The 14,441-nt window shown below is 71.8% G+C and carries 17 protein-coding genes; 12 read left to right on the forward strand and 5 right to left on the reverse strand.

The genetic code is table 11. The features are described from left to right. The first annotated feature begins 58 nt into the window (after positions 1–58). The 5 genes from ACWD6N_RS07060 to ccsB are packed head-to-tail and all read left to right on the forward strand — an operon-like array spanning position 59 to position 4,758. On the forward strand, positions 59–706 hold the full coding sequence (locus ACWD6N_RS07060; RefSeq protein ID WP_354967273.1) for a histidine phosphatase family protein: 648 nt from the start codon (positions 59–61) through the stop codon (positions 704–706). After that, positions 706–1,272 carry a TlpA family protein disulfide reductase gene (locus tag ACWD6N_RS07065; RefSeq protein WP_354967274.1) on the forward strand — a complete coding sequence of 189 codons (567 nt, stop codon included), beginning with the start codon at positions 706–708 and terminating at the stop codon, positions 1,270–1,272. Before ACWD6N_RS07060 ends, ACWD6N_RS07065 begins: the two co-directional genes overlap by 1 nt. Then, positions 1,272–2,141: a cytochrome c biogenesis CcdA family protein gene (locus ACWD6N_RS07070; RefSeq protein ID WP_354967275.1), complete on the forward strand. Its 870-nt coding sequence runs from the start codon at positions 1,272–1,274 to the stop codon at positions 2,139–2,141. Before ACWD6N_RS07065 ends, ACWD6N_RS07070 begins: the two co-directional genes overlap by 1 nt. Continuing rightward, a complete protein-coding gene (gene resB, locus ACWD6N_RS07075; protein ID WP_354967276.1) occupies positions 2,141–3,784 on the forward strand; it encodes a cytochrome c biogenesis protein ResB in 1,644 nt (547 codons plus the stop codon). Before ACWD6N_RS07070 ends, resB begins: the two co-directional genes overlap by 1 nt. Continuing rightward, positions 3,784–4,758, forward strand: a complete 975-nt coding sequence (gene ccsB, locus ACWD6N_RS07080) for a c-type cytochrome biogenesis protein CcsB (protein WP_354967277.1) — start codon at positions 3,784–3,786, stop codon at positions 4,756–4,758. Before resB ends, ccsB begins: the two co-directional genes overlap by 1 nt. On the opposite strand, the gene ACWD6N_RS07085 is transcribed toward ccsB, so the two are convergent. After that, on the reverse strand, positions 4,724–4,933 hold the full coding sequence (locus tag ACWD6N_RS07085) for a hypothetical protein (protein WP_354967278.1): 210 nt from the start codon (positions 4,931–4,933) through the stop codon (positions 4,724–4,726). The genes ccsB and ACWD6N_RS07085 overlap by 35 nt on opposite strands. A gap of 58 nt (positions 4,934–4,991) precedes the next feature. Next, on the reverse strand, positions 4,992–5,468 hold the full coding sequence (locus tag ACWD6N_RS07090; RefSeq protein ID WP_354967279.1) for a MarR family winged helix-turn-helix transcriptional regulator: 477 nt from the start codon (positions 5,466–5,468) through the stop codon (positions 4,992–4,994). 89 nt (positions 5,469–5,557) lie between these two features. Between ACWD6N_RS07090 and ACWD6N_RS07095 the strand changes: the two genes are divergently transcribed. The 3 genes from ACWD6N_RS07095 to mqnP all read left to right on the forward strand — a co-directional run bounded on the left by ACWD6N_RS07095 (position 5,558) and on the right by mqnP (position 8,676). Next, on the forward strand, positions 5,558–6,112 hold the full coding sequence (locus ACWD6N_RS07095; RefSeq protein WP_354967280.1) for a carboxymuconolactone decarboxylase family protein: 555 nt from the start codon (positions 5,558–5,560) through the stop codon (positions 6,110–6,112). 192 nt (positions 6,113–6,304) lie between these two features. Beyond that, the gene (locus ACWD6N_RS07100; RefSeq protein WP_354967281.1) at positions 6,305–7,765 is read left to right on the forward strand and encodes a menaquinone biosynthesis decarboxylase; all 1,461 of its coding nucleotides are present in this window, start codon (positions 6,305–6,307) and stop codon (positions 7,763–7,765) included. Beyond that, the gene (mqnP, locus tag ACWD6N_RS07105) at positions 7,765–8,676 is read left to right on the forward strand and encodes a menaquinone biosynthesis prenyltransferase MqnP (protein WP_354967282.1); all 912 of its coding nucleotides are present in this window, start codon (positions 7,765–7,767) and stop codon (positions 8,674–8,676) included. Before ACWD6N_RS07100 ends, mqnP begins: the two co-directional genes overlap by 1 nt. On the opposite strand, the gene ACWD6N_RS07110 is transcribed toward mqnP, so the two are convergent. Then, the gene (locus ACWD6N_RS07110; RefSeq protein WP_354967283.1) at positions 8,673–9,635 is read right to left on the reverse strand and encodes a terpene synthase family protein; all 963 of its coding nucleotides are present in this window, start codon (positions 9,633–9,635) and stop codon (positions 8,673–8,675) included. The genes mqnP and ACWD6N_RS07110 overlap by 4 nt on opposite strands. 162 nt (positions 9,636–9,797) lie before the next feature. On the opposite strand from ACWD6N_RS07110, the gene ACWD6N_RS07115 reads away from it, so the two are divergent. Continuing rightward, entirely contained in the window at positions 9,798–10,427 is a 630-nt protein-coding gene (locus ACWD6N_RS07115; RefSeq protein ID WP_354967284.1) for a UbiX family flavin prenyltransferase, read from the forward strand. 101 nt (positions 10,428–10,528) lie between these two features. Here ACWD6N_RS07115 and ACWD6N_RS07120 read toward each other — a convergent pair whose 3' ends face one another. Further along, on the reverse strand, positions 10,529–10,795 hold the full coding sequence (locus ACWD6N_RS07120; protein ID WP_007454516.1) for a BldC family transcriptional regulator: 267 nt from the start codon (positions 10,793–10,795) through the stop codon (positions 10,529–10,531). A 269-nt stretch (positions 10,796–11,064) separates the two neighbouring features. Here ACWD6N_RS07120 and ACWD6N_RS07125 point away from each other — a divergent pair, with 269 nt between their 5' ends. The 3 genes from ACWD6N_RS07125 to ACWD6N_RS07135 all read left to right on the forward strand — a co-directional run bounded on the left by ACWD6N_RS07125 (position 11,065) and on the right by ACWD6N_RS07135 (position 13,732). Beyond that, complete coding sequence (locus tag ACWD6N_RS07125; protein ID WP_354967285.1) at positions 11,065–11,523, forward strand: Lrp/AsnC family transcriptional regulator; 459 nt, start codon at positions 11,065–11,067, stop codon at positions 11,521–11,523. A gap of 255 nt (positions 11,524–11,778) precedes the next feature. Continuing rightward, positions 11,779–12,609, forward strand: a complete 831-nt coding sequence (locus ACWD6N_RS07130; RefSeq protein WP_354967286.1) for an SDR family NAD(P)-dependent oxidoreductase — start codon at positions 11,779–11,781, stop codon at positions 12,607–12,609. A 31-nt stretch (positions 12,610–12,640) separates the two neighbouring features. Then, positions 12,641–13,732, forward strand: coding sequence for an L-cysteine desulfhydrase Cds1 (locus ACWD6N_RS07135; RefSeq protein ID WP_354967287.1), 1,092 nt, complete (start codon positions 12,641–12,643; stop codon positions 13,730–13,732). A gap of 41 nt (positions 13,733–13,773) precedes the next feature. On the opposite strand, the gene ACWD6N_RS07140 is transcribed toward ACWD6N_RS07135, so the two are convergent. Next, positions 13,774–14,394, reverse strand: a complete 621-nt coding sequence (locus ACWD6N_RS07140; RefSeq protein WP_354967363.1) for a putative glycolipid-binding domain-containing protein — start codon at positions 14,392–14,394, stop codon at positions 13,774–13,776. Positions 14,395–14,441 lie beyond the last annotated feature (47 nt).

Raw genomic sequence — 14,441 nt, forward strand, 5'->3', positions numbered from 1 at the left:
GCGCGAGGAGTGAGCCGGTTTTGCGAGCCCCGCAGTCGCGAACGAGGGGGGCGCAGCAGTGAGCAAGACGGTGGTCCACGTGCTTCGGCACGGCGAGGTGCACAACCCCGACCAGATCCTCTACGGCCGGCTGCCCGGTTTCCGCCTCTCCGAGCTGGGTGTGCAGATGGCCAAGGCCGCCGCGCAGGGGCTGGCCGAGCGGGAGATCGTGCACGTGGTGGCCAGCCCGCTGGAGCGCGCACAGCAGACCGCCGAGCCGATCGCCGCCCAGTTCGGGCTGCCGGTCGGGGTGGACGAGCGGCTGATCGAGAGCGCCAACTGGTTCGAGGGCAAGAAGGTGTCGCCGGGCGACGGGTCGTTCCGCGACCCGCGCAACTGGTGGGTGCTGCGCGACCCGGTGACCCCGTCCTGGGGCGAGGCGTACCGGGTCATCGCGGAGCGGATGTTCGCCGCCGTGCACGCCGCCCGGGTCGCCGCCGAGGGACGCGAGGCGGTGCTGGTCTCGCACCAGCTCCCGATCTGGACGCTGCGCCGGTACGTCGAGCGCAAGCGGCTCTGGCACGACCCGCGCAGGCGGCAGTGCGGGCTGGCCAGCCTCACGTCGTTCCACTTCGACGGCGCGAAGGTGGTGGGCATCGGCTACAGCGAGCCGGCAGCGCACCTGATCGCCCTCTCCGCGACCGCCCGGACGGCCAAGGGCGCCTGATGAACGCCCGGAGGTGGACCGCCGGCCTGCTCGCCACCGTCGCCGCGGTGGCGCTGGTCGGCTGCACGTCGCAGGGCCGGGAGAAGACCTGCACGACCACCTCCGACGGGGTCATCGAGTGCGCTCCGGACCAGCGTTCGGCACCTCCGACGCTCGCCGGTGAACTGCTCACCGGCGGCAGCTACGACGTCAGCGAGGCCCGCGGCCAGGTCGTGGTGGTCAACTTCTGGGGTTCCTGGTGCGCGCCGTGCCGCGCGGAGGCGGACGACCTGGAAGCGACCTACCAGGCCACCAAGGGCTCCGGGGTGAACTTCCTCGGCATCAACGTGCAGGACCAGCGGGACAAGGCCAAGGCGTTCGAGGAGGGCCGGGTCACCTATCCGAGCCTGTTCGACCCGCCGAGCAAGCTGGCGCTCGCCCTGGACATTCCGCCGAACAGCATCCCGGCGACGGTGGTGCTGGACCGGGAGGGCCGGATCGCCACGGTGATCCGGGCGGCGGTCAAGCAGGAGGGCCTGCAACCGATCGTCGAACGGATCGCGGCCGAGAAACCGGCGCCGAACTGATGGGCGAGACCTTCCGGGAGTTGGCCCTGAGCGGGCCGCTGCTGCTCGCCATCGGCGCCGCGGCGCTCGCCGGCCTGGTCAGCTTCCTCTCCCCATGCGTGCTCCCGCTGGTCCCCGGCTACCTCTCGTACGTCACCGGCCTCGCCGGCTCCGACCTCGAAGGCAGTGCAAGGAAGGGCACCTTATTAACGCCTGCGGTAGAGGAAGGGCCCCCTCTTAACGCTGCGGAGGCACGCGACGGCGACGGCGGGGGTGTCGCGGTAAGGGAGCGGATCGCACGGGCCGGTGCCGTCAAGGGCCGGGTGCTCGCGGGAACGCTGCTCTTCATCGCCGGCTTCACCGTCGTCTTCGTGGCCACCGCGATCCTGTTCGCGAGCATCGGTCGGGTCTTCTTCGACTACGAGCGCCAGCTGGAGATCGTGATCGGCGTGCTGATCATCGTGCTCGGGCTGGGCTACCTCGGGATGATCCCGGCCCTGCAACGGGAGTTCCGGATCTCCCGGCTGCCGTCCGCAGGGCTGCTCGGCGCACCGGTCTTCGGCGCGGTCTTCGCGCTCAGCTGGGTGCCCTGCACCGGCCCCACGCTCGGCGCGGTGATGGGCATGGCCACCGCGAGCGGGCAGAGCGACCGCGCCGTGGTGCTCGCCGTGGCGTACTGCCTCGGGCTGGGGATACCGTTCGTCGTCTTCGGGCTGGGTTTCCAGCGCCTGCTCGGGGTCTTCCGCGCCGTCCGGCGCAACAGCCGCTGGGTCACCCGGGTCGGCGGCGCCCTGCTCATCCTGATCGGCCTGGCGCTGGTCACCGGCGGATGGCAGAGCTTCGTGATCTGGTTGCAGACCACCGTCGGGGTGGGCGAGGTGAGCATCTGATGACGGTCGTGGACGACCGGCCGGAGACCGCGGCCCCGGCGCCCCGGCGCCGCCCCAACCGGCTGCTGGCGCTGCTGCGCAACTCGTGGCGGCAGTTGACCAGCATGCGTACGGCGCTGATCCTGCTCTTCCTGCTCGCGGTCGCCGCCATCCCCGGCTCGGTGCTGCCGCAGCGCGGGATCAGCCCGGAGAAGGTCAACCAGTACTTTACCGACCACCCGGATCTGGCCCCCCGGCTGGACCGGATCGGCGCGTTCGAGGTCTTCGGCTCGGTCTGGTTCTCCGCGATCTACCTGCTGCTGTTCACCTCGCTGATCGGCTGCATCACGCCCCGCCTGCGCGACCACGTCCGGGCGCTGCGGTCCCGGCCGCCGGCCGTGCCGAAGCGGATGAAGCGGTTGCCGCAGCACGCGCTGCTGCCCGCCCCGGCGGGTGGCGCGGCGGCCATCGCCGAGGTGCTGCGCAAGCGGCGGTGGCGGGTGGAGGTGCGCGGCGACGAGGTCTCCGCCGAGAAGGGCTATCTCAAGGAGACCGGCAACCTGCTGTTCCACACCTCGCTGATCGCCGTGCTGATCGGCGTCGCGCTCGGCTCGTGGTACGGCTGGAGCGGCAACCGGCTGCTGGTGGCGGGCACGGACAACGCCTTCTGCAACACCCGGCAGCAGTACGCCGAGACGAAGCTCGGCCCTCGGGTCGACAGCGAGGACCTGCCCCGCTTCTGCCTGCGGCTGGACGACTTCCAGGCCCGGTTCCTGGCCTCCGGCCAGCCGGAGTTCTTCAACGCCCGGGTGACCGTCGACGGCCCCGACGAGCCGACCCGCAGCGCGGACTTCTCGGTGAACTCACCACTGCGGTTGAACGACGCGAACGTCTACCTGCTGGGCCACGGGTACGCCCCGGTCATCCGCTACACCGACCGGTTCGGCCGCTCCCAGGTCAGCGACGAGCCGTTCCTGACCACCGGCGACATGGGCCTGACCGGCGAGGGGCTGGCGGCCTTCCCGGACGCGAACGTCGACCCGCGGACCGGGCAGCGCGCGCCGGACGAGCAGATGGCGTTCACCGGCATCTACCTGCCCACGGCCCCGCAGCAGGCACCGTTCGCCCGCTCGGAGTACCCGACCGAGCGCAACCCGGCGCTCAACCTGGTCGCCTACCGGGGCAACCTCGGCCTGGACGCCGGCATCCCCGGCTCGATCTACCAGCTCGACCAGCGGCAGGTGCGGACCGGCAAGGTCAAGGAGGTCGGCACCAAGCTGCTCCGCAAGGGCGAGACCTGGACGTTGGACGACGGCAGCAAGGTCGAGTTCCTGGGCACCGAGCGGTACGTGACCCTCTCCGTGCGGCACGACCCCGGCTCGACGATGCTGCTGATCAGCTGCGGTTTCCTGCTGGTGGGGCTGATGGGGTCGCTGTTCGGGCGGCGCCGCCGGGTGTTCTTCCGGGTGATGCCGGCCGACCCCGCGGAAGGATCTCCGACGGGCGGTAGTAGTTTGATGGAGGTCGGCGGGTTGCCGCGCACCGACTATCCAGGGTTCGCCGACGAGTTCGCCCAGCTCGTCGCCGCGGTCCGCGGTGATGAGCGACCGGGCACGGGTGCTGACTCCAGTGACCGGGCCGGCGTGCGAGAAGGGACCGAGTGATGTCCGCACTCTCCGACAATCTGGTGACCTTCGCGATCCTGGCGTACCTGGTCGCGATGATCTGCCATGCCGTGGAGTACGCACTCGGCAACACTCGCGCCCGGGTCGCCGCGGCTCCCGCCCGCGAGCTGGTGGGCGCCGGCGTCGGGGGCGGCGGCGTACCCGCGTCGCCCGCGCCGGTCCCGCCGTCGGCCGTGGTGGACCGCTCGGCGCGGCGTGCCCGGATCGCCGGACTGATCGCGGTCGGGGCCACCGGGCTCGCGGCCGCGCTGCACCTGGCGGCGCTGGTCACGCGGGGCCTCGCGGCCGACCGGATGCCCTGGGGCAACATGTACGAGTTCGTGCTCACGGTGACGTTCATCGGGGTCGCGGCCTGGCTGGTGGTGCTCTGGAAGCGCCCGTCGCTGCGCAAGCTCGGGCTGTTCCTCACCCTGGTGATGGTGCTGCTGGTGGCCACCGCCGAGCTGGTGCTGTACGTGCCGATCGTGCCGCTGGTGCCGGCGCTCAACTCGTACTGGTTCGTCATCCACGTCTCGACGATCGTCTTCTCGTCGGGCATCTTCCTGCTCGGCGTGGTGCCGGCGGTCGGCTACCTGATGCGCGCCGGGTACGAGCAGGGCAAGCGGAGCTTCCCGTACACCCTGGCCAAGCGTCTGCCGGGTGCGGTCAGCCTGGAGCGGCTGACCTTCGCGCTGCATGCCTTCGCCTTCCCGATCTTCACCTTCGCGGTGATCGCCGGGGCGGTCTGGGCCGAGGCGGCCTGGGGACGGCCGTGGGGCTGGGACCCGAAGGAGACCTGGGCGTTCATCTCCTGGGTGGTGTACGCGGGCTACCTGCACGCCCGGGCCACGCCCAGCGTCAAGCGCAACGTGGCCACCTGGCTGGCGGTGCTCGGCTTCCTCACCATGCTGATGAACCTGTTCGGCGTGAACATCTTCTTCACCGGCCTGCACTCGTACGGCGGCCTCGACTGAGCAGCTCGTCGATTCGCAGGGTGACCTGGTAGGCCACCTCCGGCACGTCGGCCAGTTCGATGCGTTCCGCGCGCAGCGCGAGCTGCGCGTGCAGCTCCCGGGCGACCGCGTCGCGCAGCTCGGCCAACAGGGGTGAGAGTCCGTCCGGGTCCCCGACGATGTACGCGTCCGACATGCCCTCAGGCTCCGCCCCCGCGGGGTCGGGGCGCCAGAGCCGGTGACATTTCCCGCGGTCAGGCGCCGAACCAGCCGGGCACGTCGAGGCGGAACCAGTTCGCGGGGGTGACGCTGCGCAGGTCGTCCTCAATGGCGGTGACCCGCTCCGGGCCGAGCGTGTCCGCCCATCGCTGCCGGAGCTGGTCGAAGATGACCGCCGAGCGTCGTAACCCGTCGTGCCCGCGCTCGGTCATCCGGACCAGCTTGCGCCGGGCGTCCCGCGGGTCGTCGGCCCGCTCCAGGTAGCCGAGGGCGACCAGCCGGTCCACCGTCTTGCCGGCCGCCTGCTTCGAGACGCCCAGCCGCTGCCCCAGCTCGCTGGCGGTGGTGCCGTCGGGGCCGACGGCCTGGAGCACGAACCCATGCAGTGGTCGCAGCTCCGGATGCCCCTCGCGGGCCAACTCGGCGTGCAGGTCGTCGATGAGCGTACGGAAGCCGGCCAACAGCAGCAGGGGCAGCAGGAAGCCCGGCCGTCCCGGATCAGCCGTTGCCATCTTCGACAACCTCGTTTACTATTTCGTCAACCACGTTGACCATCCTACCGGACGCGTCGCCGACACCCACGCTGCGAGAGCAGGTAACCATGTCCGTCTTCACCGCCCACACCGTCGACACCGCGCCCGCCGCCGCCCGCCCGACCGTCGAGGGAGTACGCCGCCGCCTCGGCTGGCTGCCGACCCCGGTGGGGCTGATGGCCGGGTCGCCACAACTGCTCGCCGGCTTCTTCACCGCGAGCGCGGGCTTCGAACAGACCGCCCTCACACCCTTGGAGCGGGAGGTGGTCATCCTGACCGTCTCGACCACCCACGAGTGCCACGTCTGCGTCTCCCTGCACACCGGCAAGCTCACCCAGCTCGGCGCGAGCACCGAGCTGATCACCGCGCTGCGCGCCCGCACGGCGCTGGCCGAGCCACGGCTGGAGGCACTGCGCCGATTCACGCTGGCCGTGCTCGACCACCGGGGCGCGGTGCCCGACGACGAGTTGGACGACTTCCTCTCCGCCGGCTACCAACCACGGCACGCGTTGGACGTGGTGCTCGGCGTCGGTGCGTACACCATCTCCGCCTTCGCCAACCGGCTCACCCGCGCGCCGCTCGACCCGCCGTTGGCCGCCCATGCCTGGACGCCCGCCGCCTGAGCCGCCACCCGCCGTCCGCGCCCGTTGATCAACACGACGTCTGGGAAGTCGGTCTGTCGAACGCTGCGGGACACCCCGACTTCCCGGAAGTCGAGTGGATCTAGGCGCGCGTCGGGACCGGTCCCGGGCCATTGCGAGCGTCACAGCACCCGGCTTCGTCCGCGCGGGACGCGGTGCGGGAGACTGGCGGGCATGGCGGCTCGTGGCTTCCCGTACACCGACCTCAAGGACTTCCTCGCGGCCCTGGAGCGCGCGGGCGAACTGCGCCGGGTCGACGTCCCGGTCGACCCGACCCTGGAGATCAGCGAGGTGGTCACCCGCACGGTCCGGGCCGGCGGACCGGCGCTGCTGTTCGAGCGCCCCACCCGGGGCGAGATGCCGGTGGCGATCAACCTGTTCGGCACCGAGAAGCGGATGGCCATGGCGCTCGGCGTCGACTCGCTGGACGAGATCGGGGCCCGGATCGGCGCGCTGATCAAGCCGGAGCTGCCGGTGGGCTGGTCCGGCATCCGCGAGGGCCTGGGCAAGGTCATGCAGCTCAAGTCGGTGCCGCCGCGCAAGGTGAAGACCGCGCCCTGCCAGGAGGTCGTCTACCGGGGTGAGGACGTCGACCTGAACCGGCTGCCCGGGCTCCAGGTGTGGCCCGGCGACGGCGGGATCTTCCACAACTACGGCCTCACCCACACCAAGCACCCGGAGACCGGCAAGCGCAACCTCGGGCTGTACCGGCTCCAGCAGCACGGCCGCAACACCCTGGGCATGCACTGGCAGATCCACAAGGACTCCACCGCCCACCACGCGGTCGCCGAGCGGCTCGGGCAGCGCCTGCCGGTCGCGGTCGCGATCGGCTGCGACCCGGTCGTCTCGTACGCGGCCAGCGCGCCGCTGCCCGGCGACATCGACGAGTACCTGTTCGCCGGGTTCCTGCGCGGCGAGCGGGTGGAGATGGTCGACTGCCTCACCGTGCCGCTGCAGGTGCCGGCCCACGCGCAGATCGTGCTGGAGGGCTACCTGGAGCCGGGCGAGCGGCTGCCCGAGGGCCCGTTCGGCGACCACACCGGCTTCTACACGCCGGTCGAGCCGTTCCCGGTGCTGCACATCGAGGCGATGACCATGCAGCGCAAGCCGGTCTACCACTCGATCGTCACCTCCAAGCCGCCGCAGGAGGACCACGCCCTCGGCAAGGCCACCGAGCGGATCTTCCAGCCGCTGCTCAAGCTGCTGATCCCGGACATCGTGGACTACGACCTGCCGGCCGCCGGCGTCTTCCACAACTGCGCGATCGTGTCGATCCGCAAGCGCTACCCGAAGCACGCGCAGAAGGTGATGAACGCGATCTGGGGCGCGCACCTGATGTCGCTGACCAAGCTGATCGTGATCGTCGACGAGGACTGCGACGTGCACGACTACAACGAGGTCGCCTTCCGCGCCTTCGGCAACGTCGACTACGCGCGCGACCTGCTGCTCACCGAGGGCCCGGTCGATCACCTCGACCACTCGTCGTACCAGCAGTTCTGGGGCGGCAAGGTGGGCGTTGACGCGACCCGCAAGCTCCCCACCGAGGGTTACACCCGCGGTTGGCCGGAGGAGATGAGCATGTCGCCGGAGGTCACCGCCCTGGTCGACAAGCGCTGGAAGGAGTACGGCATCTGATGGCGGTCCTCGACGCGCCGGCCGAACGGCCGGGCCGAATCAAGTCGTTCCTCAAACTCGTCGCCATCGAACACTCGGTCTTCGCGCTGCCGTTCGCGTACCTGTCGGCGCTGACCGCGATGCAGGTCAACGGCGGCCGGGTGCGCTGGGTGGACCTGCTGCTGATCACCGTGGCGATGGTCGGGGCGCGGACGTTCGCGATGGCCGCCAACCGGATCCTCGACCGGCGGATCGACGCGCGGAACCCGCGTACCGCCGCGCGGGAGCTGGTCACCGGCGCGGTGAGCGTGCGCACGGCCTGGACCGGCGCGGTCGTCGCGCTGGTGGTCTTCCTCTCCGCCGCCGCTCTGCTCAACCCGCTCTGCCTGGTGCTGGCGCCGCTCGCCGTGGTGCCGCTGGTGGTCTACCCGTACGGCAAGCGGTTCACCAACTGGCCGCACGCGATCCTCGCGGTCGCCCAGGCGGTCGGCCCGGTCGGCGCCTGGCTGGCCGTCACCGGCACCCTGGACGGCTCCTGGCCGGCCTGGCTGCTCGGCGCGGCGGTCGGGCTGTGGATCGGTGGCTTCGACCTGATCTACGCCTGCCAGGACGACGCGGTGGACCGGCGGATCGGGGTGCACAGCGTGCCCGCCCGGTACGGCCGGCGCTTCGCGCTGCACGCCTCCACCGTGGCGCACGTGGTGACGTTCGGGCTCTTCGTCTGGTTCGGGGCGGTGGTCGGGTTCGGCTGGCTCTGGTGGGTCGGCCTGGCGCTCACCGCGGTCGCGTTCGCCTACCAGCACCTGGTGGTCACCCCGACCGACCTGAGCAAGGTCAACCGGGCGTTCTTCACCGCGAACGGCTTCGTCGGCATCGCGCTGTTCGCCTTCGCCCTGCTCGACCTGGTGATCCGGCTCGACCTTCGGCCCTAGGCGCTGGTGGGGTAGCGGGCGCTCTCCAGCGTCCAGTCGATGGTGCCGCGCACCGCGTACGCGACCCCGTCGAGGTGGTCGGTGACCGCCTCGTCCAGCGCCGGGCCGAACGACGGCACCGTGGCACGCAGCGCGACGAAGCGCCGCATCGACTCCCGCCAGCGCTCGGCCACCCGGTCCACCGCCTCCGCCGGCGACAGGCCCTGCTCGTCCTGCATGGCAAGCACCAGGTTGTGCCCGCCCGCGGTGGCCCGGTCCCGGTCCAGCGATGCGAGGTCGTTGTACCAGGAGAGCAGGTCGTTGCCGGTGCGGGCGACCCGGCGCAGCAGCGGGTGGTGGTAGACCGGGTCGGGCAGCGGCCGGCCGGTGACGAACTCCACCAGCGGGTACGACACGTCCGCCGCCGACGTGGCCCGCCGCAGCTCGACGTACTCGATGACGCCGGGTCGGCGACCCGCCTCCTTGTTGGCCGCCTCCCGCCGGGTCCCGTCGAGGTGCTGGGCCACCGCGTCGGCGAAGCGCAGCCGCCACCGGGCCGGCATCCGGCGGCGCGGCTCCCGCCAGGCCAGCACCAGCAGCCGCCGCAGCGGACCGGTCAACCCGGCGTGTCGTGCCCGGGGACCGTCGTGCAGCAGCGCCAAGGTGCCGTTGCGCAGCGCGCGGATCTGCTCCGGAGCGAGCCGGCCCGGCCCGTCGCAGGCGTCGTCGACCAGGAAGAACCAGGTGAACAGCGCGGTCAGGCTCCGCAGGTCGGCCTCGGTGGCGTCCGGGTAGAGCCGGCCGGCGTACCGGGCGAAGGCTCCCCGGCTCAGCCGGCGCAGCGCGGCGTCGTCCAGCGGCAGGCCCAGCTCGGGCAACAGGCGGAGCAGCCACTCGTGCACCCGGTCGGCGTGCGGCGAGAGCCGGGCCGGGATCGGACATTCGGCGCGCAGCGTCCAGAGGACCTCGCCGGTCGTCACCGATGCCTCCTGTGCGATCTGCTGCCGGTGCGAATGGCCACCGGCAGCATGCCAGGTCCGCGGGACACGCAGGCGCCCGCCCGGACATCTCGGGCGAGCCACCCGGAGGCCGATCCCGGGGGTGCCCACCAGCGCACGAACCCCACCAGGCAGGCTGGGGGCATGCGGGAACCATGGGTGGTCGGTGTCTCCGGGGCCTCCGGTACGCCGTACGCGGCGGCCGTGCTCGGCGGGCTGCTCGACGCGGGCGAACCGGTGGACCTGATCGTCTCCCGGGCGGCGCGGCTCACGCTGCTCGACGAGACCGGCCGGCCGTTCCGCGACGCGCACTGGGCCGAGGACCTCGCCGCCTGGCTCGGCCGGGACGTGACCGGCGCGGACGTGCGGCACTGGCCGGCGGGAGACCTGGCGGCCGGTCCGAGCAGCGGTTCCTACCGGGTACGCGGAATGGCGGTGGTGCCGGCCAGCACGGCGGCGTGCGCGGGGGTCGCCATCGGGCTCTCCAAGGACCTGTTGCAGCGTGCCGCCGAGGTCAACCTCAAGGAGCGCCGGCCGGTGGTGGTGGCACCTCGGGAGACGCCGGTGACCCGCAGTCACCTTGAGCACCTGATCGCGTTGCACGACGCCGGCGCGGTGGTGCTGCCGGCCAGCCCCGGCTTCTACGGCGCGGGTGCGGCGGCCAGCGCGCAGCAGTTGGTCGACTTCGTGGCCGGCAAAGTGCTGGACGCGCTCGGCGTCCCGCACACCCTGTTCCGACGGTGGTCCGGCCAGCTCGGGGCGGCCCGAAGCTGAGCCTGTCTGCTCAACCCCGCCCGGTCACGCGTACGACGGGTGACCGTAGCGGGACGCGGACCGGACTGCTGCCCGGTCCGCGTAGCGTTGTCCGCACCAGTTCAGTACATGCCGGCGTTGGCCGGACCCGGCCCGGTAGAGGCGGCCGGGCCCACGTTGCGTGGCTTTCCGACCTCGTCCACCTCGTCCAGCATGCCCTCCCCCTCAAGCAGGGCTCGCACCTCGGATTCCCGAAACCGGCGATGCCCGCCTGGAGTCCGGATGCTTCCTATCCGGCCGGCCGCCGCCCATCTCGTCACAGTCTTCGGGTCCACCCGAAACAGCGCGGCGACCTCACCCGGTGTCAGCAGGCGATCTCCAGTGTCCACAGCCCCCTCCTCGCGTCGACGAAGCCCCTGGCTGAACACACTGCCCCCGGCTGGTGCGAGCCCAGAGCCGTCATGAGGGACGTATGGTAATTACAGCACCAGGGACCTGGCCTGTCCGCCAAACGCGAAAAATGCACTGAGTGGGAAGTTAGTAAATGGTACTGGTGCAACCCCTGCCCTGACCGTCTGTTTGTGAACAGTTACTCACTGCTGTGTGCAACGGATACCGAAGGCGTCGCGTTACGCCCAACGGGATAAGGTCACTCTCCGTGGACGCCATCGACCTGAGCCTCGTCGACCTGCTGCGTGGAAACGCCCGCCTCTCGTACGCCGAGCTCGCCCGGCAGGTTGGCCTCTCTGCCCCGGCCGTGCACGAGCGGGTCGGCAAGCTGGAGAACAGCGGCGTGATCCGCGGCTACCGCGCGGACGTGGAGCCGGAGGCGATCGGGCTGGGTGTCACCGCGCTGATCGGCATCGTCGAGGACTCCGGCGCGGACAGCGACGACATGCTCGAGTCGCTCCGGGTGCTGCCCGAGATCGAGTCCTGCTACTTCATGGCGGGGGTGGAGTCCTTCCTGCTCAAGGCGCGGGTCGGCACGATCGCCGAGCTGGAGCAGCTGATCGTGCGGCTGAACCGGACGCCCGGGGTCGCCTCCACCCGTACCGCGATCGCACTCTCCACCAAATGGGAGAACCGCCCCCAGTCGGTCGGCCCACCGGCCGCCTGACACCGCGGCGGTGGGGCCCGGCCTCGCACCCGAGCGCCAGGGGGATCGGCGACCACTCCTCATGTGCGTCCTTTGCTCTGCTTACACCCACGCACCAGTGCGGGCCGTTCTGTGGTGCGTCCGCTGAAGCAGAGCAAAGGAGACCGCCCCCGCGCCGTACCGGCCGCTGCCGAGGGCCGATCGGCGCCGTACCCGCCGCGGCCGAGGGCCGGTCGGCCCTGGTGCCGTACCGGCGGACGGCGGTAGCGTGCGCCGATGACCCCGCTGGGACGTGGAGCGGCCGTGGTGACCGGGGCCGCCGGCGGCCTGGGCCGCGCCATTGCCGCCGCGCTGCACGCCGACGGTTGGTCGGTGCTGCTCACCGACGTCGACCCGGCTGCGGTCGCCGTCGCGGCCGCGCCGCTCGGCGGCTGGTCCGCCGCGCTGGATGTCCGGGACGAGGCAGCCTGCGCCGAGATCGCCGCGACGGCAGCCAGCCGGGGTGGCCTCGGCCTCTGGGTCAACAACGCCGGCATCCTGGTCACCGGCCCCGCCTGGGAGCACGACGGACGGACCCGCCGTCGGGTGCTCGACGTGAACGCGCTCGGCGCGATGAACGGCACCCTCGCCGCGCTCGGGGTGATGCGCGGGCAGGGGCACGGCCACGTGCTGAACGTCGTCTCGCTGGCCGGGCTGGTCGCCGCGCCCGGCGAGACGGTGTACGCGGCCAGTAAGCACGCGCTGCTGGCGTTCAGCCTCGGCACCCTGTCCGACCTGCGGATGGCCGGATATCGGCAGGTACACGTCTCCTGCCTCTGCCCGGACGGCATCTGGACCCCGATGCTGCACGACCGGCTGGACGACCCCGGTGCGCTGGCGTCGTTCACCGGTTCCATGCTGACCCCGCAGCGGGTGGCCGCCCGGGCGGCCCGACTGGCCCGCCGGCCGCGCCCGGTGGTCAGCCTGCCCCGTTGGCGGGGAGCGCAGGTCCGGCTGCTGGACGCCCTGCCTCGACTGGCCATCGGGCTGACCCCGCTGGTCCGGGCGGTCGGCCGGGCCGGCCAGCGCCGTCAGCTCCGCCGGGTCACGTCGGCGGACCGGCGCTGACCTCCTCAGGACCGCTTGCTACTTTGCCGACGTGACTCATCTCGACCGGTGCGACGAGGCCAGCCGGACCTGGGTGACCGAGGCGATCGCCGCCGTCGAGGCGGACGCGAACCGCTCGGCCGACACTCACCTGCTGCCGTTCCCGCTGCCGCGGGAGTGGGGGATCGACCTCTACCTCAAGGACGAGTCGGTGCACCCGACCGGCTCACTGAAGCACCGGCTGGCCCGCTCGCTCTTTCTCTACGGGCTCTGCAACGGCTGGATCGGGCCGCGCACCACGATCGTCGAGGCGTCGTCCGGCTCCACGGCGGTCTCCGAGGCGTACTTCGCCCGGATGCTCGGGCTGCCGTTCATCGCGGTGATGCCCGCCTCCACCTCGCCGGAGAAGATCGCGCAGATCGAGTTCCAGGGCGGCCGTTGCCACCTGGTGGACGACCCGGCGAGCGTGGTGGTCGAGGCCCGCTGGCTGGCCGAGGATTCCGGCGGTCACTTCATGGACCAGTTCACCTACGCCGAGCGGGCCACCGACTGGCGGGGCAACAACAACATCGCCGAGTCGATCTACGCACAGCTGAGACTGGAGCGGCACCCGATCCCGGCCTGGGTCGTGGTGGGCGCCGGCACCGGGGGCACCAGCGCGACAATCGGCCGGTACGTCCGGTACCGCCGGCTGGCCACCAAGCTCTGCGTGGTGGACCCGGAGAACTCCGCGTTCTATCCGGCCTGGCTGGCCGCCGACTGGTCCGTGCGTACCGGGAAGGGATCCCGGATCGAGGGGATCGGCCGTCCCACCGTGGAGGCGTCCTTCCTGCCCGCGGTGGTGGACCGGATGGTCCAGGTGCCGGACGCGGCGTCGTTGGCCGCCATGCGGGCCGGCTCGGCGGTGCTCGGTCGCCGGGTGGGTGGCTCCACCGGCACCAACCTGTGGGGGGCGTTCGGCCTCATCGCCGGGATGCTCGCCGAGGGCCGGACCGGCTCCGTGGTCACCCTGATCTGTGACGCCGGCGACCGGTACGCCGACACCTACTACTCCGACGACTGGGTGGCCGCGAAGGGCCACGACCTCGCACCGCACGCGGCCACCATCGACCGCTTCCTGACCAGTGGCGCCTGGCCCGCCTGAGCCCAGCTCGCCTGAACCCGGCCCGCCTGAGCCCGGCGCACTCAGCGCGGGTCGATCCGTTCGGCGAGCCCGGGGTAGCGCACCACGTACCCGTCGGCGTCCAGATCGATGTCGGCGGTGAAGGTGCCGCTGGCGAACCGCACCCGGCCCGGCCCGAGCCCGGTGTAGATCTGCTCGGCCGCCACCACCTCCAGACCGGGCAGCAGCACCCACGCCGCGGTGATCCGGTGCGGCAGGTCGGCCGGCTGAGCGGCCAGCCCGAGCCGATGGACCGGGAGGGTGTTGAACAGCGGGGACCCGCTCAGGTCCACGTCGAGCGCGTCGGCCAGCCGATCCGGGTCGTCGGTGCCCGGCAGACCGGCCGGGGGATGACCGGCCGCGACGAGTGCCGCGTCCAGGTTGCCCTGCTCGGCGGTCGTCACCCGCCACCGGTCCGCGGCCCGTTCCAGCGTGACTCTGCGCAGCCAGCCCGACCCCTCCGCCTCGACCTCGACCCGGCTGGTGCTCCAGTCAGGTGCGGTGGTCAGCTGGTAGCGGACGGTCCAGGGGATCGGGTCCACGGCGAGCAGGGTGCCCCGGGCCGCCAACCCGTGCCCGTCGTCGAGCACGACCTGCTCACTGCCGGCGGTGTCCGTCCGGGACCAGAAGATCGACTTCGGCATGGTCGGCATGAGCCGGACGTTACGCGACCGAGCCGACATCGGCAGGG

It is taken from the genome of Micromonospora sp. NPDC005163 (assembly GCF_053599835.1).

Excerpts from the sequence above, each read along its gene's own strand:
- mqnP (WP_354967282.1), top strand. The coding sequence starts at position 7,765 with ATGGCGGTCCTCGACGCGCCGGCCGAACGGCCGGGCCGAATCAAGTCG.
- ACWD6N_RS07130 (WP_354967286.1), top strand. The coding sequence starts at position 11,779 with ATGACCCCGCTGGGACGTGGAGCGGCCGTGGTGACCGGGGCCGCCGGC.
- ACWD6N_RS07065 (WP_354967274.1), top strand. The coding sequence starts at position 706 with ATGAACGCCCGGAGGTGGACCGCCGGCCTGCTCGCCACCGTCGCCGCG.
- resB (WP_354967276.1), top strand. The coding sequence starts at position 2,141 with ATGACGGTCGTGGACGACCGGCCGGAGACCGCGGCCCCGGCGCCCCGG.
- ACWD6N_RS07100 (WP_354967281.1), top strand. The coding sequence starts at position 6,305 with ATGGCGGCTCGTGGCTTCCCGTACACCGACCTCAAGGACTTCCTCGCG.
- ACWD6N_RS07140 (WP_354967363.1), bottom strand. The coding sequence starts at position 14,394 with ATGCCGAAGTCGATCTTCTGGTCCCGGACGGACACCGCCGGCAGTGAG.
- ACWD6N_RS07095 (WP_354967280.1), top strand. The coding sequence starts at position 5,558 with ATGTCCGTCTTCACCGCCCACACCGTCGACACCGCGCCCGCCGCCGCC.
- ACWD6N_RS07115 (WP_354967284.1), top strand. The coding sequence starts at position 9,798 with ATGCGGGAACCATGGGTGGTCGGTGTCTCCGGGGCCTCCGGTACGCCG.
- ccsB (WP_354967277.1), top strand. The coding sequence starts at position 3,784 with ATGTCCGCACTCTCCGACAATCTGGTGACCTTCGCGATCCTGGCGTAC.
- ACWD6N_RS07070 (WP_354967275.1), top strand. The coding sequence starts at position 1,272 with ATGGGCGAGACCTTCCGGGAGTTGGCCCTGAGCGGGCCGCTGCTGCTC.
- ACWD6N_RS07090 (WP_354967279.1), bottom strand. The coding sequence starts at position 5,468 with ATGGCAACGGCTGATCCGGGACGGCCGGGCTTCCTGCTGCCCCTGCTG.
- ACWD6N_RS07085 (WP_354967278.1), bottom strand. The coding sequence starts at position 4,933 with ATGTCGGACGCGTACATCGTCGGGGACCCGGACGGACTCTCACCCCTG.